Genomic DNA, 23183 nt, shown 5'->3' on the forward strand with positions numbered 1-23183 from the left:
GCGGGTCGCGGCGCCGCCGCCCCTCAGGCTGCGACCGGCAGTCGCGCGTGGCGGCCGACCAGTTCGAGCAGCTCGTCTTCCGAGTACGGCTTGCCGAGGTAATGGTCGACACCGAGTTGCGCAGCCACGTCGCGGTGCTTCTGCGCGATGCGCGAGGTGATCATGATCACCGGCAGATGGCGCCAGCGCGCGTCGGCGCGCAGGTTGCGCACGAGGTCGAAGCCGTCCATGCGCGGCATCTCGATGTCGCTGAGCACGACCGCCGGCATTTCGTCGGCCAGCCGCTCGAGCGCCTCGAGGCCGTCCTTGGCCAGCGCGACGCGGTAGCCCTCGCGCACCAGCAGGCGCTGCGTGACGCGGCGCACCGTCAGCGAGTCGTCGACGACGAGCACCAGCGGCGCGACGTCGCCGGTGCCGACCGTCGCGGCGGCCGCGCCCTGCGACGCGCGGCCCGCGCGCATGCGCTCGCGCGCCGCATCGCCATACACCGCGGCCAGCGCGACCGGGTTGTAGATCAGCGCCGGCATGCCCGAGGCCAGCAGCGTCATCCCCGCCAGACCGGGCAGCCGCGACAGCTGCGGGCCCAGGTTCTTGACCACCGCTTCCTGATTGCCGACGACTTCGTCGACGTGCAGCACGACGCGCTGCTGCGCGCTGCGCACGACGACCAGCGTCGCGTTGCGCGCCGGCTGGGCGCTGCGCGCGCTCTCGTCGAGCAGCGCGCCGAGCCAGAAGAACGGCAGCCGGTCGCCGCCGAGGTCGATCGCACCTTCGCGGTACGCCGGCTCGAGCGAGTCGGCGGGCACGCGCTTGACGAGCTCGATCAGCGTCGACGGCACCGCGACGCGCGTGTCGCCGCAGCGCAGCATCACGACCTGCGTCACCGCGGTGGTCAGCGGCAGCACGAGCTTGAAGCTGGTGCCCTGACCGGCGGCGGTGGCGGTCTCGATGCGACCGCCCATCGCGACGACTTCGGAGCGCACGACGTCCATGCCGACGCCGCGGCCGGCGAGTTCGGTGACCTGCTCGGCGGTCGAGAAGCCGGGGGTGTAGATGAGCTGCGCGATCTCGGCGTCCGACATCTCGGCGTCGGGCGCAACGAGGCCGAGCGCGACGCCGCGCTCGCGGATGCGCGCGAGGTTCAGCCCGGCGCCGTCGTCGCGGAACTCGACGGCGACTTCGTTGCCCTCCTGCCGCAGCACGACGGTGATCTGGCCGGTGGCGTCCTTGCCGGCGGCGACGCGCGCATCGGGCGTCTCGATGCCGTGCGTGACGCAGTTGCGCAGCAGGTGCTCGAACGCCGGCGTCATGCGGTCGAGCACGCCGCGGTCGACTTCGATCGAGCCGCCGACGATGTCCAGCCGCACCTGCTTGCCGGTCTCCTTCGCGGCCTGGCGCACGACGCGGTACAGGCGCTCCGACAGGCTCTCGAACTCGACCATGCGCGTGCGCAGCAGGTCGTCCTGCAGGTCGCGCGTCAGCCGCGCCTGCGCGGCGAGGTCGTCCTCGGCCGCCTGCAGCGCGTGCTGCAGGCTGCGCTGCACGGTGGCCACGTCGTTGACCGACTCGGCCATCATGCGCGTGAGTTCCTGGAAGCGCGTGAAGCGGTCGAACTCGAGCGGGTCGAATTCCTGCGCCGCGGCCTTGGCCTGCTCCATGCGCGAGGCGATCTGCGTCTCGGCCTGCAGCTCGAGGTCGCGCAGCTGGCGGCGCAGGCGCTCGAGGTTGTCGCTGAGGTCGGCGAGCGAGGCCTTGAGCGCGTTGACTTCGGCCTCGATGCGCGAGCGCGTGATGCTGACCTCGCCGGCCTGGTTGACCATGCGGTCGAGCAGCGGCACGCGCACCCGCACGGCGCCGCTGCCCGTCGTCGCCGCCGCCGCGGCCGCCTCGCCGCCGGTCGTGACGGCGCCGCCGGCGAAGCGGCTCCAGTCGATCGCGGTCGCCGCCGCGGCGGCGATCACCGTGGCGGGCGTCGGTGGCGTCGCGGCCTGCTCGACCGTCAGCGGCACGGCCGCAGCCAGCGGGACCGCCAGCGCCGTCGCCGGGCCTGCGGCCGCCGCCGGCGCGCCGCCGGTGGCGCGCAGCGCCTCGAACGCCGCGCCGAGGTGGTCGGCGCGCACCTGCAGCGCCTCGACGTCGTGCGCCTGGACATCGCCGCGAGCGACCAGGCGCTCGATCGCGGTCTCGAGCCGGTGCGCCAGTTCGCCGACGCGCATCGCACCGGCCAGGCGTGCACCGCCCTTGAACGTGTGCAGCGTGCGCATGCACGCCGCCGCGCCACCGGCGTCGCCCGGGCGCTGCTGCCAGTCGCGCAGCCGTGCCGCGAGCTGCGGCAGCAGTTCGTTGGCCTCTTCCTCGAAGATCGGGAACAGCTCGGCGTCGACGGCATCGACGGCGTCGATGTCTTCCTCGCTGTCGAGCGCCTGCACCGACACCGCACCGAGCACGGGCGGCAGCGTGTGCAGCACCGCGGTCTCGCGCGGCGCAGCGGGCGCCTGCGGCGCTTCGGCCGGGGCCGCTGCCGCGGGTTCGACGCTGTCCAACGTCGCTGGCGCCGCCGGCTCGGACGCCGGTTCGGCCGGCGTCTCGATCGCGATCAGCGGCACCATCGGTTCGGCCGGTTCGGCCGGTTCGGCCGGCTCGTCGGCCTCGACGACGTCGACCGCGAACGAGGTCGTCACCGCGTCGGCCGGCGGCTCGTCGCCCAGCGCCAGCCCCCCGAGCGTGCCGAGATCGCCGGTCTGCGTCAGCTGCCGCAGCCGCTCGCTCGCTTCGCGTTCGTGTTCGGCCAGCCGCTCGAGCAGCTCGGCGGGCGCCGACGGCAGGAAGCCGGCGGCGAACTGGTGCAGCATGCGCCGCACCTCGTCGGCGGCCTCGACGAACAGTGCCGCGCCGGCCGGCGTCGCCTCGCCGAGCGCCTGCGTGCGCATCAGCGCATGCTCGAGGGCGCGCGCCAGGTTCGACAGCTCGTCGAAGCCCACCGTCGCCGAACTGCCGGCCAGCGAGTGCGCCTGCGCGACCGCCGCGTCGGGCAGCGCGCGGTGCAGCTCGTGCGACCACTCGGCCAGCTCGGTGGCGAGGCGGCGCGACAGCTCGTCGGCCTCGTTGAGGTAGATGTTGAACAGCGCGATGCTCACGCGCAGCGAGCCGATCGCCTTGTACTGGTCGGCGTCGGTGCCCACGGCGGCCGGCGCGGGCGGCTCGGGTTCGGCAGGCAGGTCGAGCGTGATCGGCTCGACGAGCGGCGACTCGACGACCGGTGCCGCGGCCGTTGCCTCCCCGGCAACCCATCCGACGGTCATCGGCGCGGCCCCGGGCGCCTCGACAGTCGGCGGCAGCGACAGCTCGAACGTCTCCAGCACCACAGGGCCTTGCGACGCCGCGTCGGCCAGCGGCATCGGCTCCGTGTCGGCGCCCTCGCCCGGCGCCGGCGCCACCGGCTCGTCGACGGCGACCGCCTCGACGGTCTCGATCGCGAGGTCGGCGAACGAATCGTCGATGGCCGCCTCGTCGGGCACGGGCTCGACGACGTCGGTGAGCACCGGCCCATCGGCAAGGGCGGCAGGGCGCGTGTCGATCGCGTCGTCCAGCGGCAGCTCGGGCAGTTCGTCGGCGCGCGGCGCCGCGGGCGCAGCGGCGCCCGGCAGCACCAGCGGCTCGCGTCGGCGCGCGGTGCGCATCGCATCGGCGGCGGCGCGCACCGGCTGCGAACGGTGGCCGCCGTCGCGGCGCTGCGCGATCGCCTCGACCCAGTCGCCGAGGTAGGCCAGCGCGTCGTACGTGAAGCCGAGCAGGTCATCGTCGGCGCGCGGCGCCTCGGCCAGGCGCGCGTTGTACAGCTGCTCGCAGGCCCAGCCGGCCTCGCCGAAGTCGTTCAGGCCGACCATGCGCGAGCTGCCCTTGAGGGTGTGGAACGCGCGGCGCACCGTCGTCAGCTCGGCCAGGTCCTCGGGCGCGCGCGACAGCGCAGCGAGCGCCTCGCGCGCGCCGGCCATCACCTCGCGCGCCTCGTCGAGGAAGATCTCGCGCATCTCGGCATCGTCCTCGAGGCCGGTGTGGCCCTCGGCGGCGGGAGCCGCCGGCGGCGGCACCGGCACGGGCGCGGGCGCCTCGACGGCGGGGGCGGCGCTGGCCGCGACGAGGTCGGCCATCGTCTTGGCGATCTGCTCGCGCGCCTGATGGCGCGCGACGTCGTCGTCGGCGCGCGCGAGCGCGCTGCGCGCACGGCTGGCCGCCTCGGCCAGCGCGGCCTGGTCGGCCACGAGCGCCTGCTGCGACAGGCGCTCGAGCGAGCGGCGCACCTCGTCGTCGTCGACGTCGGCACGCACGGCGTCCTGCGCCAGCGACTGCGCCTGCTCGATCAGCGCGGCCTGCGGCGCCGCGTCTTCGGCGGGCGCGCGCGACGACGTGCCGACACGCGAGCGCAGCAGGCCAGCCTCGGCGTCGAAGTGGAACAGCGACTTGGCCAGCGCCGGCTGCACGCTGAGCATGTCGATCAGGAAGCCCAGCGCGCCGAGGTTGGTCGCCAGGCGGTCGACCCACGCCTGCGTGTCGGTGGCGCCGGTCTCGCCGGCCACGAGCAGCGCGTCGACGTCGTCGCGCATACGCAGCACCGCCTGCGACGCCTCGTCGACACCGAGCACCGAGAACACGCCGCGCATCGCCTGCAGCTGCGCCGGCGCGGCGGCCAGCGACGCGCGCTGCGTCGGGTCGCGGAAGTACTGGTCGATCAGCTTCTCGGCCTCGGCGAGCGAGGCGCGCAGCTCGTGCACGACGCTGCCCATTGTCTGGCGGTCGGACACGCGCCGGTACAGCTCCTCCATCCAGTCGTCGAGCGCGCCGACGTCGGAGCCGGCGCGCACCAGCGCGATGCGCTGCGCCAAGCGCTGCACACGGTGTGCCTGCTGCGGGTGGTCGAATTCGCCGTCATCGAGCGCGGCGTCGATCCACAGCAGCGCGGTGGCCACTTCCATCGCCACTTCGGGCGGCGGCGGCGCACCCCGCTCGGCGGCGTCGGCGGCAGCGCCGTGCAGCGCCTCGCCGAGCAGCTCGCCCTGCGGGAACAGGCGGCGCAGCGAATCGGCGACGAGCGCGAACTGCTCGCCCAGTCCCATCGCGTGCTGCATCTCGCCGCCGGCGGCCGCCGACCAGGCGTCCTTGGCCGCGGCGACGCGCTTGCGCGCCTGCGCGACCCAGGCCGGGTCGAAGCGCCCGAGCGAGGCATTCTCGTAGTCGGTCGCGGCGCGCCCGGTGAGTCCGAACGCGCGCCGTGCCGCGGCCAGCCGCGGGGTCTCGGCACCGTCGCCGCCGACGCCGGCCTGGCTGCAGAAGAACAGCAGGTCGCGCCGCAGGCAGTCGAGCGCCGGGGCGGCGTCGCCGGCGCGCTCGGCCAGCCGCAGCTGCGCGAGCAGCCGCGACGCGATGCGCTTGGCGTAGACGTCGAGCGGCACCAGCCCCTTGGCCTGGCCTTCGAAGAAGGCGGCGGCGAGGTGCCACAGCGTCGCGTCGGGCTGGCCGGCGCGGCCGTTGCCGAGCGCGGCGTACAAGTCGCTGATCCGCTCGGCGGCCGGGCCACGCGGCTGGCGCAGCAGCGCGAGCGTCTGCGTCTCGAGGTCGCTGCGCAAGTCGTCGCCGAAGCCGCGCGCCGGCGCGAGCGCATCGGGGCCGAGTTCCGCGGTACCGACCTCGTCGAACCACAGGTCCGCCGGGTGCACCCGGTCGGCGCCGGCGAGCGCCTGCACCGCGCGATACTGCGGGAACATCGACAGCGCCGACACCGGCTTGCCGGCGAGCTTGCGCGCGAGGAAGTCGAGCAGCGCGAACGAGGCCTTCTCGATCGTCTCGACCGAGGTGATGTCGGCCAGCGCCGGCTTGGCGATCAGGCGGCTGACCGCCGCCTCGCTCGCGCGCAGCAGCGTCGTCGCCGGCGGCAGCCCGACGAGCTCGAGCGCACCCACCGCCTGGTGCAGTTGCGCGCGCGCCTGACGCAGCACCGCCGGATCGACGGCGTCGACGTCGGACATGAACGACGACTCCGACTCGCGGATGTACCGCCGCAACGCCTTGTGCGCCGACTCGAGCGAGCGGCGCACTTCGTCGTGCACCCACGCCAGGGCGCTGAGGTCCTCGGCGGGCGGGGGAGTGATCGCGGCTTGGATCATCGCGGCGCGTCCTGACGGGTCGGGGTGCAAGGGGGTCGGAGCCGGAACGGTGGAGCGGTCGCCTCAGGCGATCTTGAAGCGCGCCACCGACTGGCGCAGCTCCTCGGCGGTGGCCGACAGTTCGCGCACCATCTGCGCCGTCGAGCGCGTGCCGGCACCGGCCTGCTCGGTCACCGCGAAGATGTGCTGGATGTTCTGCGCGACGACGTTGGCCTGGTCGGCCTGCTGCAGCGCCTGCCCCGAGATCTCGGCGATCAGCGCCGAGAGCTGGCGCGTGACGCGGTCGATGTCGGCCAGCGCGGCGCCGGCGGCATCGGACAGCTTCGCACCCTCGACCACGCCCTGCGTGCTGCGCTCCATGGCCGCCACGGCATCGGCGGTGTCGGACTGAATCGTCTTGACCAGCGCCGCGATCTGGCGCGTCGCGTCGGCCGAGCGCTCGGCCAGCCGCTGCACTTCTTCCGCGACCACCGAGAAGCCGCGGCCGGCTTCGCCGGCAGACGCGGCCTGGATCGCGGCGTTGAGCGCCAGCACGTTGGTCTGCTCGGTGATGTCCGAGATCAGCTCGGTGATCTCGCCGATCTCCTGCGAGCTCTCGCCCAGCCGCTTGATGCGCTTGGACGTGTCCTGGATCTGGTCGCGCAGCTGGTTCATGCCGCCGATCGTGTCGTTGACCGCCTTCAGGCCCGACTCGGCGGCCTGCAGCGAGCGCTTCGCGACCTCGGCCGTCTGCTGCGCCTGCGCCGAGACCTCGTTGATTCGGCTGGCCATCTGCAGCACCGACTCGCCGGTCGCGCGGATCTCGCGCAGCTGCTCGGTCGACGCGGCGAGCAGTTCGACCGAGTTGGTCTCGACCTTCTCCGTCGTCTCGGTCACGCGCGCCGCGGTGGCCTGCACCTGCGCGACGAGGTTGCGCAGCTCCTCGACGGTGTAGTTCACCGAGTCGGCGATCGCCCCCGTGATGTCTTCCGTCACCGTCGCCCGCTGCGTCAGGTCGCCTTCGGCCACCGCCTGCAGCTCGTTCATCAGCCGCAGAATGGCCGCCTGGTTGGCGTCGTTGACGCGCTTGGCCTCCTGCTCCTGGCGCTCGGCCTCGAGGCGCAGGCGGTCGGCCTGCGCGGCGCGTTCGGCCAGCTCGCCGCCCGACATCTTCCACAGCCCGAGGCCGCCGGCGACGAGCAGCGCGCCGCCGGACAGCGACAGCGCGAGCGGCCAGCCCTGCAGGTCCGAGTAGACGAGGCCGACGCCCAGCGCGACGACGCCGAGCGCGCCGAGCGCGAGCATGCGCTCCTGGCGGCGCACCGCGTTGGCGGCCGCGTCCATCACCGAGGCGCCCTCGTGACGCGTGTCGGGGAAGTCGCCCGGCTGCTCCGACGGCACCGCCTCGGTGATCAGCGAGGTGTCGTCTTGGAAGCGGCTGGCGGCACCGGCGCGCAGCGCCGCGTCGCGGTCGTCGTCGACGCGGTCGAACGCGTCCGGGGCGGCACCGCCGGCGCCGCCGGCGGCACCTTGCGCGCGACGCGGGGTCGCGCCTTTGACTCGGTCCAGGATGTTCATGGGGCTACCTCTTCGGGTCGGGCCTGGGGGTGATGGGGTGGCGCCGGGCAGGCGGAGGGCCGCAGACGCGTCAGGCGGCCACGGCGAGGAAACGGTCGTCTTCGGCCAGCGCGGCAAGCACGATCTCCTGCCACAGGCGGCCGTCGCCGTCGCGCCAGCGCTCGCCGGCGAACGGGGGCTGCGCGCCCGCGTCGGCGGTGTCGCGCACGAGCTGATCGGCACTGCGCAGGCCGGCCAGACGGTCGATCAGCAGCGCGGCGCTGACGCCCAGCCGCGCGTTGAGCGCGACGACGCGTGACGACTCGCGCGCGGCCTCCGACAGCGGTGCCGACGCGACGCCGAGGAAGGCGGCCAGGTCGACGACGGTGTACAGGCTGCCGCGCAGGTTGGCCACGCCGGCGAACCACGACTGGGTGTGCGGCACTGCCAGCAGCGGCGGCGGCGCGAAGATCTCGCCGGCCTGGTCGAGCGGCAGCAGCAGGCCGTGGCCGCGGCACTCGACGGCCAGCCACGACCGCACGCGCGGCTGGGACTGCGCCGAGCGCAGGCGCTCGGCGAGCCGCGTCTGCAGGTCGCGCAGGGCTTGTTTGTCGGCCATCGCAGGCAGCGCTCAGTCGAAGGCGCGGATCTTGGACAGCAGCTCGCCCGGGTTGACCGGCTTGACGACGTAATCGCGCGCGCCCTGGCGCATGCCCCAGAGCTTGTCCGTCTCCTGGCTCTTGCTCGTGCACATGATCACCGGCACCTGCGCGTAGCGCGGGTCGCGCGTGATCGCGCGCGTGAGCTGGAAGCCGTTCTGACCGGGCATCACGACGTCCATCAGGATCAGGTCGGGCGTCTCCTCGGCGAGGCGGCGGTGGGCCTCGTCGCCGTTCTCGGCCGTGCGCACCTCGTAGCCGGCGCGCCCGAGCAGCTCGGACAGGTGATGCAGTTCGGTCTTCGAGTCGTCGACCACCAGGATCTTGCGAATCGTCATGTCGGGTCCTCCAGCGCAAGGGGTGCCGCGCATCACGCGGCGCAGGTGCTCAGGCCGCGGCGCGGCGGTACTGCTCGACAGCGCGAAGCAGCTGTTCCTTCGTGAACGGCTTGGTCAGGTAGTCCTGCGAGCCGACCATCCTGCCGCGCGCCTTGTCGAACAGCCCGTCCTTGGACGACAGCATGATCACCGGCACGTCGGCGAAGCGCGGGTTGCGCTTGATGATCGCGCAGGTCTGATAGCCGTCCAGGCGCGGCATCAGGATGTCGCAGAAGATCAGCTCGGGCACGTGGTCGCTGACCTTGGCCAGCGCGTCGAACCCGTCCTCGGCGAGGACGACGTCGAACCCGCCCTGGCGCAGGAAGATCTCCGCGCTGCGCCGGATCGTGTTGCTGTCGTCGATGACGAGCACCTTCGTGCCCGGCGGCGGGCGGTCTGCGACAACGTTACTCACGACGCGTTCTCCTCGACGACATCCTGATCAGCATCGGCCGCACGCCGACAAAGTTGATCTTCGGTCGGCGCGCGCCGGCACGATCCGGGCATTTGCGCCAAAAAAGACGCGCAATCGCCCAGCGCTACGCGCGCAGGAACGGCGCGACGCGCCGGCGCGTCAGACCTGGACCATCTCGAAGTCTTCCTTGCGCGCGCCGCATTCCGGGCATGTCCAGTTGATCGGCACATCGGCCCACCGGGTGCCGGGCGCGATGCCGTGCTCCGGATCGCCGACGGCCTCGTCGTAGATCCAGCCGCAGATCAGGCACATCCAGGTCTTGAACTCGTTCACGGTGGGAGCCCGTCACTACATACAATGACGAAAGATTGTATGCACCGGTACGCGCCGGTCGGCCGGCGTCGACGACGCCGCCGCGCGAGCGTGCACCGCTTCCCCGGACACGGCGTGTCGCCGTGCCGTCGACTTCCTGCCGGACCGACGCCATGACCCCTGATCCTTCCCCGTCTGGCACGACCCCCGACACCACCGCCGAGGCTCCCGCGCCGGCGTGCGTGCTCGCCTTCAACGTCAACGACCCCAGCGGCGCCGGCGGCACCGGTGGCGACGTCGCGACGATCACCGCGATGGGGGCGCACCCGCTGCCGGTCGTCGCCGGCGTGCTGATGCGCGACACCGCCGAGGTGTTCGACCAGCACGTGCTCGAACCCGACGCCGTCGTCGAGCAGGCGCGCAGCATCCTCGAAGACGTGACGACGGCCGCGTTCAAGGTCGGCTTCCTCGGCAGCGCCGAAGTCGTCGGCGCGGTGGCCGAAATCCTGTCCGACTACCCCGATGTGCCGCTCGTGGCCTACCTGCCCAGCCTCGCGTGGATGGGCGACGACGAGCAGCAGGCGTACGTCGATGCGTTCCGAGAACTCGTGCTGCCGGCCACCGAGGTGCTGGTGGGCAACCACAAGACGCTGACCGACTTCCTGCTGCCCGACTGGGACAGCGAGCGCCCGCCGTCGGCGCGCGAACTGGCAGTGGCCGCGGCCGAGCACGGCGCGCGCCACGTGCTCGTCACGGGCATCATGCTGTCGGCCAAGGGGCCGCAGCAGTTCATCGACAACGTGCTCGCGTCGCCGCAGGGCGCGCTGACCGGCGAGAAGTTCGAGCTGTTCGACACCGCCTTCGTCGGCGCCGGCGACACGCTGTCGGCGGCCCTGGCCGCACTGCTGGCCTCGGGTGCCGACCTGCACGCCGCCGTCGGCGAGGCGCTGTCGTTCCTCGACCAGAGCCTCGACGCGGGCTTCCGCCCCGGCATGGGCAACGTCGTGCCCGACCGTTTCTTCTGGGCGCTGCCGCCGGCCGAAGACGACGAAGGCGACGGCGGCGAGCCGACGACCGAGACCGCCCCCGAGGAACCGAAGAACGTCTCACGCCGCGTCCACTGACGCCTCGCGCATGAACAACGCCGAACTCTTCGCCCGCGCGCAGCGCGTCATCCCCGGCGGGGTCAACTCGCCGGTGCGCGCGTTCCGTGCGGTCGGCGGCACGCCGCGCTTCATCGCCCGCGCGCAGGGCGCCTACCTGTGGGACGCCGAGGGCCGGCGCTACATCGACTACATCGGCTCGTGGGGGCCGATGATCCTCGGCCACGGCCACCCGGCTGTGCTCGACGCGGTGCAGCGCGCCGCCGCCGACGGCTTCAGCTTCGGCGCACCGACCGAGCGCGAGGTCGAGCTCGCCGAGGCGATCATCACCCACGTGCCCAGCGTCGAGCAGGTGCGGCTCGTCTCGAGCGGCACCGAGGCGGCGATGAGCGCGCTGCGGCTGGCGCGCGGCGCGACCGGCCGGCCGATGATCGTCAAGTTCGAAGGCTGCTACCACGGCCACGCCGATGCGCTGCTCGTCAAGGCCGGCTCGGGGCTGGCCACGTTCGGCCACCCGACGAGCGCCGGCGTGCCCGCCGAAGTCGTGCAGCACACGCTGGTGCTCGAGTACAACAACGTCGAGCAGATCGAGGCCGCCTTCGCCGCGCACGGCGAGCGCATCGCCTGCGTGATGGTCGAGCCGATTGCCGGCAACATGAACTTCGTGCGCGCGAGCGTGCCGTTCATGACGCGGCTGCGCGAGCTGTGCACGCGGCACGGCGCGCTGCTCGTGTTCGACGAGGTGATGACGGGATTCCGCGTCGCGCTCGGCGGTGCGCAAAGCCTCTACGCGAAGCTCATTCCCGGCTTCGCGCCCGACATGAGCGTGTTCGGCAAAGTCATCGGCGGCGGCATGCCGCTGGCCGCGTTCGGCGGGCCGCGCCGCATCATGGAGCAGCTCGCGCCGCTCGGCCCCGTCTACCAGGCCGGCACGCTCAGCGGCAACCCGGTGGCCACCGCCTGCGGGCTGGCGACACTGCGCGAGATTGCCAAGCCCGGCTTCTTCGACGCGCTGGCCGCGAAGACGCGCACGCTCGTCGAAGGCCTCGTCGCCGCCGCACGCGACGCCGGCGTGCCGATGTGCGGCGACAGCGAAGGCGGCATGTTCGGCTTCTTCTTCGCGCCCGAGCTGCCGCAGCACTACGGCGCCGTGATGGCCACCGACAAGGAGCGCTTCAACCGCTTCTTCCACGCGATGCTCGAGCGCGGCGTGTACCTGGCGCCGGCACTGTACGAAGCCGGCTTCGTCAGCGCCGCGCACGGCAGCGACGACATCGCCGCGACGGTCGCAGCCGCGCGCGAGGCGCTGCGAGGCTGAACGCCGCGGCAACGCGACGCGCCAGGACTGGCTGCTTGAGCGGCCGAGTCCCGCCCATTGAGGTCGTTCGCGATGGTCCGCAAGCGACGGTTTGCGCACGGCGCGCGGCCCGGGCATGCGTGCTCCGGCCCACGCTCGCGCTTCACCGTCGGCACACTGCCGCCGTCGTGCCGTCGTCGCCGTGTTCTCGTGCCAAGGTGGGGGCGAGCGCGAATCGGGCCTGCGCCCGCACGCCCGGGCCACGCGCCATGCCGACGAACGTACACTGCCCGCGCGAGGCCTGCCGACGGCGGTGGACCGCAGGGCGATGGCGGTGCCTGCGGGCGCAGGCCCGATTCGCGCTCGCCCCGACCTCGTCAGGCTGCAAGCGGTGACGACCGCGCAGACGGTCGCGCGGCACGACGGTAAAGCGCGAGCGTGGGCCGGAGCGCGCAGGTACCGCCGTCGGCCTGCCGCCACGACCGCCGCACGCACAACCGACGTTCAAGGAACACGACGGGCTGCAAGCGCATCGTGTACCGAGCACGATGCGTTGCAGTCCTTGCGTTCGAAGTCAGCCGTTGCCCAGCGACACCCCGATCTGCCGTGCGCAGGTCAGCAGCGGGTGGTCGAGTGGCACGCGCCGGTTGCGCCCGGCCACGCGCTCGAGCGGCACGCTCGTCAGGTCGGCGCCGACGAGCGTGACCATGCGGTCGAACTCGCCGCGCAGGACGAGGTGTGCCGCCTCGTTGCCGAATTGCGTCGCCAGCACGCGGTCGAACGGGGTCGGCGCGCCGCCGCGCTGCACGTGGCCGAGCACGGTCGCGCGCACCTCGCTCTTCAGGTGCGGCTGCAGCTGTGCGCGCAACGCGTGCGCGACGCCGCCGAGGCGGATCGGGTCGGGGCTGTCGTCGAGCCGACGCTCGACCGTCATCTCGCCGCCGCGCGGCTTCGCGCCTTCGGCGATGCAGATCACGGTGTAGCGCTGGCGCTGCTCGCGCTCGCGGCACAGGGCGGCCACGGCCTCGACGTCGTAGTCGATCTCGGGCAGCAGGATCGCGTCGGCCGCGCCGGCGATGCCGGCCTCGAGCGCGATCCATCCGGCGTAGCGCCCCATCGTCTCGACGATCATCACGCGGCCGTGGCTCTGGCCGGTGGTCTGCACGCGCTCGAGCGCCTCGGTGACGATGGCCACCGCGGTGTCGAAGCCGAAGCTGCGCTCGCAGCCCTCGATGTCGTTGTCGATCGTTTTTGGCACGCCGACCATGCGCAGTCCGTGCAGCGTCATGCCGTGCGCGATCGCCATCGTGCCGTCGCCGCCGATGGCCACCACCGCGTCGAGCTTCCACTCGCGCGCGTGGCGCAGCGCGGCGGCGAGCGTGTCGTCGCGGCCCAGCGGGTTCGCGCGGTTGCTGGTCCCCAGGATCGTGCCGCCGGTGGCGACGATGCCGCTGACGGCGCGCCAGTCGAGCGGCCGCGCGCGCCCCTCGATCAGCCCCAGGAAACCGTCCTCGATGCCGAGCACCTCGGCGCCGCACTGGTGGATCAGCGACTTCGTGACGGCGCGGATCACGGCGTTGAGACCGGGGCAGTCGCCGCCCCCGGTCAGCACTCCGATGCGCATCGCGGCCCTCCTCGATTCGGACGCGCCGCAGTCTACGCGGCGTGCGCGACGGCGCCGCGACGCGTCAGGCCGGCGACGAGCGCAGCCCGTAGGCCTTGCCGCCGACCCACAGGTACTCGGCGCGCAGCACGGCGTCGCCGCGCTCGCCGGCGAACGTGAAGCCGAGCAGCTCGACCGCGTCGCCGGTCTTCAGCTCGGGCACGCCCCACGCGTTCATGCGAAACAGCGGCGCGAGCTCGACGTGCCACCGGCGGTCGCGCCGCGTCGGCAGTTGCGCGGCTTTCAGCAGTGCGGGCCCGTCGACCGGCGCAGTCTGCGCCGGCAGCGCGCGCGACGCGAGGTCGGCCGGCAGCTTCAGGTCGGCGTCGAGTTCGAGGTCGAACTCGACGTGCGGGTTGCGCCACGACACCGACGCGGCACGGCCGCTGAGATAGATCGGGCGGTTCTGGTCGAAACTGCTCCAGCCGTGATGGGCGAGTGCGACGGGCGCGAACATCGCCGTCGTCGCCGCCAGCACGGTGCGGCGGCGCAGGAAGTCGGGGTTCATCGCAGGGCTCTCCTTCGGGTCAGGCATAAGCGATCCAGCGGCCGGCGGCGATCACCGCCAGCCACAGCAGCAGCGACGCGGCAGCCTGCCACCGGGCCACCGCATCGGCGCGGGCCAGTCCGCCGCGCAGGTGGAACGCCGCGGCGTTGAGACCGGCCAGCGCGACCAGTGCCATCTTTAACAAGAACGTCGTGCTGGCCAGAAGTTCCGCCGCGCTGGCCGCGAACATCAGCAGCCCGCTCGCGGCAATCAGCGCGAAGCCGCCGAGCGTCACCGGCAGCGCCAGCCGCGCCAGCGCCGGCAGCGGCAGCGCGGCACCGACGCCCCACACGCGCAGCTCGAGCAGCACGAGGCTGCCCAGCAGCAGCGCGATGCCGACGATGTGCACGACCTCGAGCGCCGGAAACGCGTACGGGTGCTCGGCGATCCAGGCCAGCGGGGCGGGCAGCGCGTCCATCGCAGCACGATAGCGCAGCGGCGGCAGGCGCGCCGGCATGCGGTCAAGCCCCTGCCGTGTCCCGCCGAGCCGCGCGACGGGTGCTCCCTAGAATGCCCGCATGCACATTCACATCCTCGGCATCTGCGGCACCTTCATGGGCGGCATCGCGGCGCTCGCGCGCGAGGCCGGCCACCGCGTGACGGGCTGCGACGCCAACGTCTACCCGCCGATGAGCGATCAGCTGCACGCGCTGGGCATCGAGCTGATCGAGGGCTGGGGCGCCGACCAGCTCGCGCTCGCGCCCGACGTGTTCGTCGTCGGCAACGTCGTCAGCCGCGGCAACCCGCTGATCGAGGCGATCCTCGACGCCGGCGCGCGCTATACGAGCGGGCCGCAGTGGCTCGCCGAGCACGTGCTGCCCGGCCGCCACGTGCTCGCGGTGGCCGGCACGCACGGCAAGACGACGACGACGTCGATGCTCGCGTGGATCCTCGATGCTGCCGGCCAGCAGCCGGGCTTTCTCGTCGGCGGCGTGCCGATGAACTTCGGCGTCTCGGCGCGTCTCGGCGCGACGGCGCCCGGTGCGCCGTTCGTCATCGAGGCCGACGAGTACGACACCGCGTTCTTCGACAAGCGCAGCAAGTTCGTCCACTACCGGCCGCGCACCGCGATCCTCAACAACCTCGAGTACGACCACGCCGACATCTTCCCGGACCTGGCGGCGATCGAGACGCAGTTCCACCACCTCGTGCGCACCGTGCCCGGCCGCGGCTGGCTCGTCGTCAACGCGCGCGACGAGGCGCTCGCGCGCGTGCTCGCGCGTGGCTGCTGGAGCGGCGTCGAGCGCTTCGGCGCGCAGCGCGAGGAACCCGGCGTGTGGCGTGCGCGCGGCGAGCCGCACGCGTTCGACGTGCTGCGCGGCAGCCTGAAGGTCGGCCGCATCGACTGGGCGCTGCTGGGCGAGCACAACCAGCTCAATGCGCTGGCCGCGGTGGCCGCCGCCGAGCACGTCGGCGTCGCGCCCGAGGCCGCCTGCGCGGCGCTGGCGCGCTTCGGCAACGTGCGCCGGCGCCTCGAGCTGCGCGGCGAGGCCGGCGGGGTCAGGGTCTACGACGACTTCGCGCACCACCCGACCGCGATGCGCACGACGGTCGACGGACTGCGCCGGCGCATCGGCCCGGGTGAGCGCATCCTCGCGGTGTTCGAGCCGCGCTCGAACACGATGAAGCTCGGCACGATGAAGGCGCAGCTGCCGTGGGCCCTCGAAGAGGCCGACCTCGTGTTCTGCCACGCCGGCGGCCTCGGCTGGGACCCGCGCGAGGCGCTGGCGCCGATCGAGCCGCCCGCCGTGGTCACCGATACCGTCGACGCGCTGGTGGCCGAGATCCGCCGCGCCGCGAAGCCGGGCGACCACGTGCTCGTGATGAGCAACGGCGGCTTCGGCGGCATCCACGACAAGCTGCTCGCCGCGCTCGACCGCCGCTGAGCGCGGCGCACCGCGCGCGCCTACTGCTGCCGCACGAACGACGCGCGCAGCGCCTCGCCGAGCAACGCGAGACTGTCGGCCAGGTGCGCGCGCGTCTCGACCGACAGGCCCGCGGCGCGGCCCACCGCGCGCTGGAGGTCGCGCTGCAGCTCGGTGGCCAGCAGCCGCTGCAGGCTCAGCGCGTCCGAAGGCAGCCCGAGCGGCCGCGTCAGCGCGGCCTGCAGCCGGCGCAGGTGCTCGCGCTGCAGGTCGCGGCGCAGGCGGTCGATCTCGCCGCCGGTGGCGAGCTCGCGCCACACCGCGCGCTGCACCGTCGCGTACACCTCGTGCAACGACAGCGCGGTGCTGCGCTCGGACTCGGGCAGGTACAGCGGCAGCTCGAGCAGGCGCTGCGCGGTGCCGGGGTCGAGCAGGCGGTCGAGCGCCGACGTCTGCAGCTGCAGCACGGCCTGCGGGATGCTCACCGGCCCGCCGCGACCGGCGCCGAACTCGGCGTAGTCCGGCGGCAGGCTGGCGAGGAACTCGGGCTTGAAGCGGAAGCTGTCGACGCGAAACAGCGTGTCGGTCAGCAGCGCGAGCGCCTGCCGCTGGCGCTGCGGCTCGACGGGGCGGAACGCCGGCCGGCCGTCGCCCGGGCGGTCGCGCTCGGCATACATGCCGCCGACGTGTTTGGCGGCCAGCGCCGGCAGCTCGCGCAGCTGGCGGAATCCGGCCAGCAGCGTGCGCCGCAGCCGCAGCGGGTCGTCGCCGGGCTGCCAGCCGCGCTGCTGCGTGCGCTGCCACAGCTCGTGCGTCAGCGCGATGCGGCGCTCGACGAAGGCCAGCGCGTCGTCGCCGAGGTCGAAGCGGTTGACGCGCGGGTCGAGGCCGGCGGCGTCGATGTCGTCGCCGAAGGCGAGCGCCGGGTCGTCACGCCCGCGCGCCGCGATCGCCTCCAGCGCCGCCTGCTCGTCGGCTTCGGACAGCGGCGCGTAGGCGTACTCGATCGCCCAGTGGTCGTAGGCCCCAAGCCCGCCTTGCACCAGCGCGGCCATCGGCTCGCCCGCCAGCGGCAGGTTGATCGGGTTGTAGTCCATCACCGACGCCGAGATGCCGTGCGCGCGCGTGTGCGCCGCATCGCGCAGCAGCGCGTGGGCGACCGCGCTCGACGCGCGGAAGTTGTGCGTCAGCCCGAGCACGTGGCCGACCTCGTGCGTGACGACGTCCTTGATCACCGCGCGCACGAAGGCCTCGGCCTCCGGACCGTCGGGGGCGACGTCGCCGCGCGCCTCGAGCAGGTCGAGCGCGAAATGCAGGTCGGCCGCCGCGTCGAGCAGGTACGTGCACGCCTGCGACGCGCCGGCGCCCTGCCACTGCGTGGCCAGTGACGCCAGCCGTTCGTCGCTGCCGCTGGCTGACGACGCGCCCCCGACCTGCTCGACGAAGATGCGGCGCGCGCCGCGGCCGAAGGCGTCGGTGATCGTGATGTCGCCGTCGAGGATCTCGCCGGTGCGCGGGTCGGCGTGGCTCGGCCCGCGTGCGAAGCCGGCGTCGATGCCGAGCAGCCAGCGGATCGACGCGTGCGCGCCGTCCATCGTGTCGAACGCTGCGTCGTCGGGCTGCTGGCGCACGACGATCGCGTCGCGAAAGCCGATGCGCTCGAAGGCCTTGTTCCACTCGAGCACGCCGTCGGTCACCGCGCCGCGGTAGCGCGGCGGCACGTTGCGGTCGATCCAGAACACGATCGGCTGCACCGGCTCGCTCAGGGGCGCGGCCGGATCCTTCTTCTCGAGCCGCCAGCGGTTGACGAGGCGTACGCGCGCGTCGGCGGCGAGGTCGCGGCTGAAGTCGGAATACGTCGTCGTGAAGTGCCCGACGCGCGGGTCGGCGGCGCGCGGTCGCATCGGCTGTGCGGGCAGCGCCATCAGGCTGACGACGGCGCCGACGAACAGGCTGCGCGCGTCGGGCGTCGTCGACGGCGGTGTCGGCAGCACCGCACCCGGTGCCGGCGACGCGGGCGGCGCCGGGATGCGCGGCGTCGCATAGTGCAGCTTCGCGTGCAGCACCGCGACACGCGCATCGGCGCGCACCGACTCGAACGACGAGTTGCCGCGGTCGAGCGCGTAGGGAATGCGGAACGCGCGCTCGAGCGCCGTCGCGTAGCCGGCCAGGTCCGACAGCAGGAACGCCGCGTCGACGAGGAACGACTGCCGCTGCGGGTGCGCCGCGCTGGCCACCGCGCCGTAGGCGATCAGGCTCTCCGAAAAGCCCTGCGCGACGGCGCGCCGCAGCGCCGGGTCGCCGTCGGCGCGAAAGCGCGTGTTGCGCGCGACGAGCTGCAGCGTGTTGCCGACGCGGCGGAACTCGACGAGCCACACCGGCCCCATCTGGCCCGCGTACAGCCCGCGCTCGCCGACCGAGCTGGCGACGTTGACCGACAGCAGCAGCGGCTGGTTCAGGCGCTCGGGAGCGATCTCGAGCCACACGCGCTCGTCCCTGCGCCACAGCGGCACGAAGCCGTCGATGCGCTGCGCGTCGCGCACGACGTCGGCGAACGGGCGCAGCGGGGCCGGGTCGGACCGCGGCGCCGCGGCCGACGGCGCCGTCGCTGCCGATGCCGCCGGCGTCGTCGCGCTCGGCGCCGGCGTGCCCGCGGTGGCCGCACGCGCCATCGGCGTGCCCGCGCCCGCCGCCGTCGGCCGCCCACCGGTGGCCTGCGGCAGCCCTGCGCATCCGGCCAGCCACACCGCCGCGCCGAGCGCCAGCGGCACGCCTGCACGGCGCCTTGTCGTGACGCGCCTCGGCTCGGAATCGCTGTGCATGCCGGCGAGCGTAGCAAGCCGGCGCCGACCCGCGCGTGCCGTCGACGATCGACCCGGCACCGACCGTGCGGTCGTGCCGCGCCGATAGACTGCCGGCATGTCCGTGCCCCCGACCGCGCTGCCGCCGACGCACCTGCTGTACCTGCACGGCTTCCGCTCGTCGCCGAAGTCGTTCAAGGCGCAGCGCCTGCACGCGTGGCTACGCCACCACCGGCCCGACGTGCACTGGGCGTGCCCGCAGCTGCCGCCGTCGCCGGCCGATGCGATTGCGCTCGTCGAGCGCCACATCGCCGCGTGGCCGCGTGCGTCGATGGCGGTCGTCGGCAGCTCGCTCGGCGGCTTCTACGCGACCTGGATCGCCGAGCGCACCGGCTGCCCGGCCGTGCTGCTGAACCCGGCGGTGAACCCGGCGCGCGACCTCGCACAGCACATCGGCGAGCAGACCGGCTTCCACGACCCCGATGAACACTTCTTCTTCCGCGTCGAGTACATCGAGGAGCTGCAGCGGCTGACGCTGCCGGCGATCACGCAGCCCGCACGCTACTTCGCCGTCATCGCCAAGGGCGACGAAGTGCTCGACTGGCGCGAGATGGTCGCGCGCTACCGCGGCGCCGCGGTCAAGCTGCTCGAAGGCGGCGACCACGCGCTGTCCGATTTCGACGACCACCTCGCGGACCTCGTCCGCTTCCTGCACCTGGAACCCACCGCATGAGACTCCAGCACAAGATCTGCATCGTCACCGGCGCCGCGCAGGGCATCGGCCTGGCCACCGCGCTCAAGTTCGCGCGCGAGGGCGCCACCGTCGTCGTCTGCGACCTGCGCGCCGACGCCGTCGAGGCGGCGGTGGCGCAGTGCCGCGCCGCCGCGCCCGACAAGCACGCGAGCACCAAGGCCGAGGGCCACGTCGTCGACGTCACCGACCGCGCCACCGTCGACGCGATGGTGCAGGCCGTGATGGCGCGCCACGGACGCATCGACGTGCTCGTCAACAACGCCGGCATCACGAAGGACGCGCGGCTCGTGAAGATGACGCTGGCGCAGTTCGATGCCGTCATCGACGTGAACCTGCGCGGCGTGTTCCACTGCGCGCAGGCGGTGGCGCCGATCATGATCGAGCAGGGCCACGGCGTGATCCTCAACGCCAGCAGCGTCGTCGGCATCTACGGCAACTACGGCCAGACGAACTACGCGGCGAGCAAGTTCGGCGTCATCGGCTTCACGAAGACGTGGAGCCGCGAACTCGGCCCCAAGGGGATCCGCGTCAACGCGGTCGCACCGGGCTTCGTCGAGACGCCGATCCTCGCGACGATCCCCGACAAGGTGATGCAGCACATGAAGGAGCAGGTGCCGCTGCACCGGCTCGGCAAGCCGGAGGAGATCGCCAACGTCTACGCCTTCCTCGCCAGCGACGAGGCGAGCTACGTCAACGGGGCGGTGATCGAGGTCTCGGGCGGGATGACGCTGTAGCGGCCGGGCGCCGCGGCGCGGCGCTGCAGCCGACGCGCGGCGACAATCACCGCATGTACGTGCTCTTCGACGACGCCGGCAAGTTCGCCGCCGGCCGCGTGATGTCCGAGTCCGACGCGTCGCTGCAGGTCGAGCTCGACTCCGGCAAGCGCGTGAAGGTCAAGGCGGCGAACGTGCTGCTGCGCTTCGACAAGCCGTCGCCGGCCGAGCTGATCGCCGCCGGCCAGAAGCTCGCCGCCGAGATCGACCTCGACCTCGCGTGGGAATTCGCGCCCGAGGGCGACTTCGGCTTCGCGCAGCTGGCGCGCGACTACTTCGACGCCGGCGCCGGCGTCGAGAAGCAGGCCGCGGCGCTGTTCCGGCTGTTCGACGCGCCACACTACTTCCGCCGCGTCGGCAAGGGGCTGTTCCGCAAGGCGCCGGCCGAGACGGTGCAGGCGGCGCTCGCGGCGATCGAGAAGAAGAAGCAGGTGACCGCGCAGATCGACGCCTGGGCCGCCGAACTGGTGGCCGGCCGCTGCCCGCAGCCGGTGCGCGAGCAGCTGTACAGGATCCTCTTCAAGCCCGACAAGAACGCGCCGGAGTACAAGGCCGTCGTCGAGGCCGCCCGGCGCAGCCAGCGCGCGCCGCTGGAGCTGCTGAAGGCCACCGGCGCGATCGCGAACCCGTACCAGTTCCACTGGCGGCGCTTCCTGTTCGAGCAGTTCCCGAAGGGCACCGGCTTTCCCGCGCTCGACGTGCCGCCGGTGGCCGACGAGCTGCCACTCGCACCGGTGCGCGCGTTCTCGATCGACGACTCGTCGACGACCGAGATCGACGACGCGCTGTCGGTCACCGGGCTGGGCACAGGCACCGTCGTGCTCGGCATCCACATCGCCGCGCCGGGGCTCGCGATCACGCCCGACTCGGCGCTCGACCGCGTCGCGCGCGAGCGGCTGTCGACGGTCTACATGCCGGGCTGGAAGATCACGATGCTGCCGCCGGCGGTGGTGGCGGCCTACACGCTCGACGAAGGGCAGGCGTGCCCGGCGGTGAGCCTGTACGTGACGCTCGACGAGGCCACGCTCGAGGTGCGCGAGCGCGCCACGCGCGTCGAGCGCGTGATGGTGGCGGCCAACCTGCGCCACGACGAGCTCGACGAAGTCGTCACCGAGGCCACCCTCGTCGGCGACGCGGTGCCCGAGTACCCGTTCGCCGCCGAACTGGCGTTCTGCTTCCGCCTCGCGAAGCACCTGAAGGCGCAGCGCGAGCAGGTGCGCGGCAAGCCCGAGACGTTCACGCGCCCCGACTACAGCTTCCGCCTCGACACCGACGGCGAGCACGAGCCCGACGGCAGCGAGCGCGTCGACATCCGCGTGCGCCGGCGCGGCGCGCCGCTGGACCTGATCGTCTCGGAAGCGATGATCCTCGCCAACAGCACCTGGGGCGGCTGGCTGGCCGAACTCGGGGTGCCGGGCATCTACCGCAGCCAGGCGGCGCTGGCGCCGGGCGTCAAGGTGCGCATGGGCACCAAGCCGCTGCCGCACGCCGGCATGGGGATGGCGCAGTACGCGTGGGCGACGTCGCCGCTGCGCCGCTACGTCGACCTCGTCAACCAGTGGCAGATCATCGCGTGCGCGCGCCACGGGCGCACCGCGGCGCTGGCCGCGCCGTTCAGGCCGAAAGATGCCGTGCTTTTCTCGATCATCTCGGCCTTCGATGCCGCCTACAGTGCCTACAACGACTTCCAGCACGGCATCGAGCGCTTCTGGACGCTGCGCTGGCTGGAGCAGAACGCGGTCTCGGAACTCGAAGCGACGGTGATGAAGGACGGCCTGGTGCGTGCCGACACCCTGCCGCTGGTGATGCGCGCCAGCGGCTGCGAGGCACTGCCGCGCGGCACCCGCGTGCGCGTGCGCGTGACGGGCGTCGACCTGCTGACGCTCGACGCGCACGCGAGCCTGCTCGAGCGGCTCGACACCGTCGCTGCGCTCGCCGAGGACGAGATCGACACCGAAGGCGACGACGCCGCGGCCGCCGCGCCGCTGGCGCTGGCGATCGACGTCGACGAGCCGGCAGCCACGCCGGCCGCGCCGGCCTGAGCGCATGCGCGGTTTGCTCGCGTCGTGGGAGCTGACCACGCTGCACTGGGCGGTGGCGGTGTCGGTCATCGTGCACGGCGCGCTGCTGACGGTGCGCTTCGTCGATCCCGCGGGCTTCGAGCGCGTGTGGCGCGACACGCCGCTCGAGGTCATCCTCGTCAATGCGCGCTCGACCGAGCCGCCGGTGCAGGCGCAGGCGATCGCGCAGGCCAGCCTGGCCGGCGGCGGCGACGCCGAGCGCGGGCGCGCGACGTCGCCGCTGCCGCCGTCGCTCGTCGTCGAGAGCGGCGACGCCCCCGACGAGGCGCGGCGCAAGATCGAGCAGATGCAGCAGTACCAGCAGCAGCTGCTGGCGCAGATCCGCCGCGAGATGGCGCTGCTGCCGCCGCCGGATCCGCGGCGCGACGCCGGCGACCCGCAGGCGCTCGAGCGCGAGGAGCGCCGCCGCCAGCTGCTGCGGCTGCTGGCCGAGATCGAGAAGCGCATCAACGAGGAAAATGCGCGCCCGAAGAAGCGCTACATCAGCCCGGCCACGCGCGAACAGGTCTATGCGCTGTACTACGACCAGCTGCGCCGGCGCATCGAGGAGCGTGGCACGCGCGACTTCCCGACCCACCAGGGGCGCAAGCTGTACGGAGAGCTGATCATGAACGTGACGGTCGACGCGATGGGGCGCGTCGTCGAAGCCGAGGTGGTGCAGCCGTCGGACACGCCGATGCTCGACCGCCGCGCCGTCGCGATCGTGCAGGCGGCGTCGCCGTTCGGCCCGTTCACCGCGGCGATGCGCCGCGAGGCCGACCAGATCGTCGTCACGTCGCGCTTCCGCTTCACGCGTGACGACGCGATGGAGGCGCAGATGCTCGAATCGCAACGCTGAC

16 protein-coding genes and 1 pseudogene are annotated in these 23183 nt (G+C 73.1%); 7 read left to right on the forward strand and 10 right to left on the reverse strand.

The genetic code is table 11. The features are described from left to right. Positions 1–23 precede the first annotated feature (23 nt). The 6 genes and pseudogenes from MOJ79_RS02535 to MOJ79_RS02560 all read right to left on the reverse strand — a co-directional run bounded on the left by MOJ79_RS02535 (position 24) and on the right by MOJ79_RS02560 (position 9460). The gene (locus MOJ79_RS02535; protein ID WP_241922734.1) at positions 24–6161 is read right to left on the reverse strand and encodes an Hpt domain-containing protein; all 6138 of its coding nucleotides are present in this window, start codon (positions 6159–6161) and stop codon (positions 24–26) included. 63 nt (positions 6162–6224) lie between these two features. Beyond that, a pseudogene (locus MOJ79_RS02540) lies at positions 6225–7253 on the reverse strand (methyl-accepting chemotaxis protein); the annotation flags it as partial. Positions 7254–7788: 535 nt separating this feature from the next. Then, on the reverse strand, positions 7789–8316 hold the full coding sequence (locus tag MOJ79_RS02545; RefSeq protein WP_241922735.1) for a chemotaxis protein CheW: 528 nt from the start codon (positions 8314–8316) through the stop codon (positions 7789–7791). A 12-nt stretch (positions 8317–8328) separates the two neighbouring features. Beyond that, complete coding sequence (locus MOJ79_RS02550; RefSeq protein ID WP_119290558.1) at positions 8329–8694, reverse strand: response regulator; 366 nt, start codon at positions 8692–8694, stop codon at positions 8329–8331. A 49-nt stretch (positions 8695–8743) separates the two neighbouring features. Continuing rightward, positions 8744–9148 carry a response regulator gene (locus tag MOJ79_RS02555; protein WP_119290561.1) on the reverse strand — a complete coding sequence of 135 codons (405 nt, stop codon included), beginning with the start codon at positions 9146–9148 and terminating at the stop codon, positions 8744–8746. A gap of 159 nt (positions 9149–9307) precedes the next feature. Beyond that, entirely contained in the window at positions 9308–9460 is a 153-nt protein-coding gene (locus MOJ79_RS02560) for a rubredoxin (RefSeq protein WP_119290642.1), read from the reverse strand. 173 nt (positions 9461–9633) lie between these two features. On the opposite strand from MOJ79_RS02560, the gene thiD reads away from it, so the two are divergent. Both thiD and hemL read left to right on the forward strand, forming a co-directional pair. Then, a complete protein-coding gene (gene thiD / locus MOJ79_RS02565) occupies positions 9634–10584 on the forward strand; it encodes a bifunctional hydroxymethylpyrimidine kinase/phosphomethylpyrimidine kinase (RefSeq protein ID WP_241922736.1) in 951 nt (316 codons plus the stop codon). A gap of 10 nt (positions 10585–10594) precedes the next feature. Then, positions 10595–11881 carry a glutamate-1-semialdehyde 2,1-aminomutase gene (hemL, locus tag MOJ79_RS02570; protein WP_241922737.1) on the forward strand — a complete coding sequence of 429 codons (1287 nt, stop codon included), beginning with the start codon at positions 10595–10597 and terminating at the stop codon, positions 11879–11881. Between the two features lie 553 nt (positions 11882–12434). On the opposite strand, the gene MOJ79_RS02575 is transcribed toward hemL, so the two are convergent. From MOJ79_RS02575 to MOJ79_RS02585, 3 genes are all read right to left on the reverse strand, one after another. Further along, complete coding sequence (locus tag MOJ79_RS02575) at positions 12435–13484, reverse strand: 6-phosphofructokinase (protein WP_241922738.1); 1050 nt, start codon at positions 13482–13484, stop codon at positions 12435–12437. Between the two features lie 64 nt (positions 13485–13548). Then, positions 13549–14031, reverse strand: a complete 483-nt coding sequence (locus tag MOJ79_RS02580; RefSeq protein WP_241922739.1) for a DUF6152 family protein — start codon at positions 14029–14031, stop codon at positions 13549–13551. A gap of 19 nt (positions 14032–14050) precedes the next feature. Then, positions 14051–14488: a hypothetical protein gene (locus tag MOJ79_RS02585; RefSeq protein ID WP_241922740.1), complete on the reverse strand. Its 438-nt coding sequence runs from the start codon at positions 14486–14488 to the stop codon at positions 14051–14053. A 100-nt stretch (positions 14489–14588) separates the two neighbouring features. Between MOJ79_RS02585 and mpl the strand changes: the two genes are divergently transcribed. Then, on the forward strand, positions 14589–15956 hold the full coding sequence (gene mpl, locus MOJ79_RS02590) for a UDP-N-acetylmuramate:L-alanyl-gamma-D-glutamyl-meso-diaminopimelate ligase (RefSeq protein WP_241922741.1): 1368 nt from the start codon (positions 14589–14591) through the stop codon (positions 15954–15956). Between the two features lie 20 nt (positions 15957–15976). Here mpl and MOJ79_RS02595 read toward each other — a convergent pair whose 3' ends face one another. Next, complete coding sequence (locus tag MOJ79_RS02595) at positions 15977–18757, reverse strand: zinc-dependent metalloprotease (protein ID WP_241922742.1); 2781 nt, start codon at positions 18755–18757, stop codon at positions 15977–15979. A gap of 97 nt (positions 18758–18854) precedes the next feature. Here MOJ79_RS02595 and MOJ79_RS02600 point away from each other — a divergent pair, with 97 nt between their 5' ends. The 4 genes from MOJ79_RS02600 to MOJ79_RS02615 are packed head-to-tail and all read left to right on the forward strand — an operon-like array spanning position 18855 to position 23182. Further along, the gene (locus MOJ79_RS02600; protein WP_241922743.1) at positions 18855–19469 is read left to right on the forward strand and encodes a YqiA/YcfP family alpha/beta fold hydrolase; all 615 of its coding nucleotides are present in this window, start codon (positions 18855–18857) and stop codon (positions 19467–19469) included. After that, positions 19466–20224, forward strand: a complete 759-nt coding sequence (fabG, locus tag MOJ79_RS02605; protein ID WP_119290603.1) for a 3-oxoacyl-[acyl-carrier-protein] reductase — start codon at positions 19466–19468, stop codon at positions 20222–20224. Before MOJ79_RS02600 ends, fabG begins: the two co-directional genes overlap by 4 nt. Positions 20225–20277: 53 nt before the next feature. Next, a complete protein-coding gene (locus MOJ79_RS02610; protein WP_241922744.1) occupies positions 20278–22305 on the forward strand; it encodes a ribonuclease catalytic domain-containing protein in 2028 nt (675 codons plus the stop codon). A 4-nt stretch (positions 22306–22309) separates the two neighbouring features. After that, on the forward strand, positions 22310–23182 hold the full coding sequence (locus MOJ79_RS02615; protein ID WP_241922745.1) for an energy transducer TonB: 873 nt from the start codon (positions 22310–22312) through the stop codon (positions 23180–23182). Position 23183 lies beyond the last annotated feature (1 nt).

The organism is Calidifontimicrobium sp. SYSU G02091, from assembly GCF_022631395.1.
GTDB classification, from domain to species: domain Bacteria; phylum Pseudomonadota; class Gammaproteobacteria; order Burkholderiales; family Burkholderiaceae_C; genus Calidifontimicrobium; species Calidifontimicrobium sediminis.

Coding starts and splice junctions, on each gene's coding strand:
- MOJ79_RS02575 (WP_241922738.1), bottom strand. CDS start 13,484: ATGCGCATCGGAGTGCTGACCGGGGGCGGCGACTGCCCCGGTCTCAAC.
- fabG (WP_119290603.1), top strand. CDS start 19,466: ATGAGACTCCAGCACAAGATCTGCATCGTCACCGGCGCCGCGCAGGGC.
- thiD (WP_241922736.1), top strand. CDS start 9,634: ATGACCCCTGATCCTTCCCCGTCTGGCACGACCCCCGACACCACCGCC.
- hemL (WP_241922737.1), top strand. CDS start 10,595: ATGAACAACGCCGAACTCTTCGCCCGCGCGCAGCGCGTCATCCCCGGC.
- MOJ79_RS02595 (WP_241922742.1), bottom strand. CDS start 18,757: ATGCACAGCGATTCCGAGCCGAGGCGCGTCACGACAAGGCGCCGTGCA.
- MOJ79_RS02535 (WP_241922734.1), bottom strand. CDS start 6,161: ATGATCCAAGCCGCGATCACTCCCCCGCCCGCCGAGGACCTCAGCGCC.
- MOJ79_RS02615 (WP_241922745.1), top strand. CDS start 22,310: ATGCGCGGTTTGCTCGCGTCGTGGGAGCTGACCACGCTGCACTGGGCG.
- MOJ79_RS02550 (WP_119290558.1), bottom strand. CDS start 8,694: ATGACGATTCGCAAGATCCTGGTGGTCGACGACTCGAAGACCGAACTG.
- mpl (WP_241922741.1), top strand. CDS start 14,589: ATGCACATTCACATCCTCGGCATCTGCGGCACCTTCATGGGCGGCATC.
- MOJ79_RS02610 (WP_241922744.1), top strand. CDS start 20,278: ATGTACGTGCTCTTCGACGACGCCGGCAAGTTCGCCGCCGGCCGCGTG.
- MOJ79_RS02560 (WP_119290642.1), bottom strand. CDS start 9,460: ATGTGCCTGATCTGCGGCTGGATCTACGACGAGGCCGTCGGCGATCCG.
- MOJ79_RS02585 (WP_241922740.1), bottom strand. CDS start 14,488: ATGGACGCGCTGCCCGCCCCGCTGGCCTGGATCGCCGAGCACCCGTAC.
- MOJ79_RS02580 (WP_241922739.1), bottom strand. CDS start 14,031: ATGAACCCCGACTTCCTGCGCCGCCGCACCGTGCTGGCGGCGACGACG.
- MOJ79_RS02545 (WP_241922735.1), bottom strand. CDS start 8,316: ATGGCCGACAAACAAGCCCTGCGCGACCTGCAGACGCGGCTCGCCGAG.
- MOJ79_RS02600 (WP_241922743.1), top strand. CDS start 18,855: ATGTCCGTGCCCCCGACCGCGCTGCCGCCGACGCACCTGCTGTACCTG.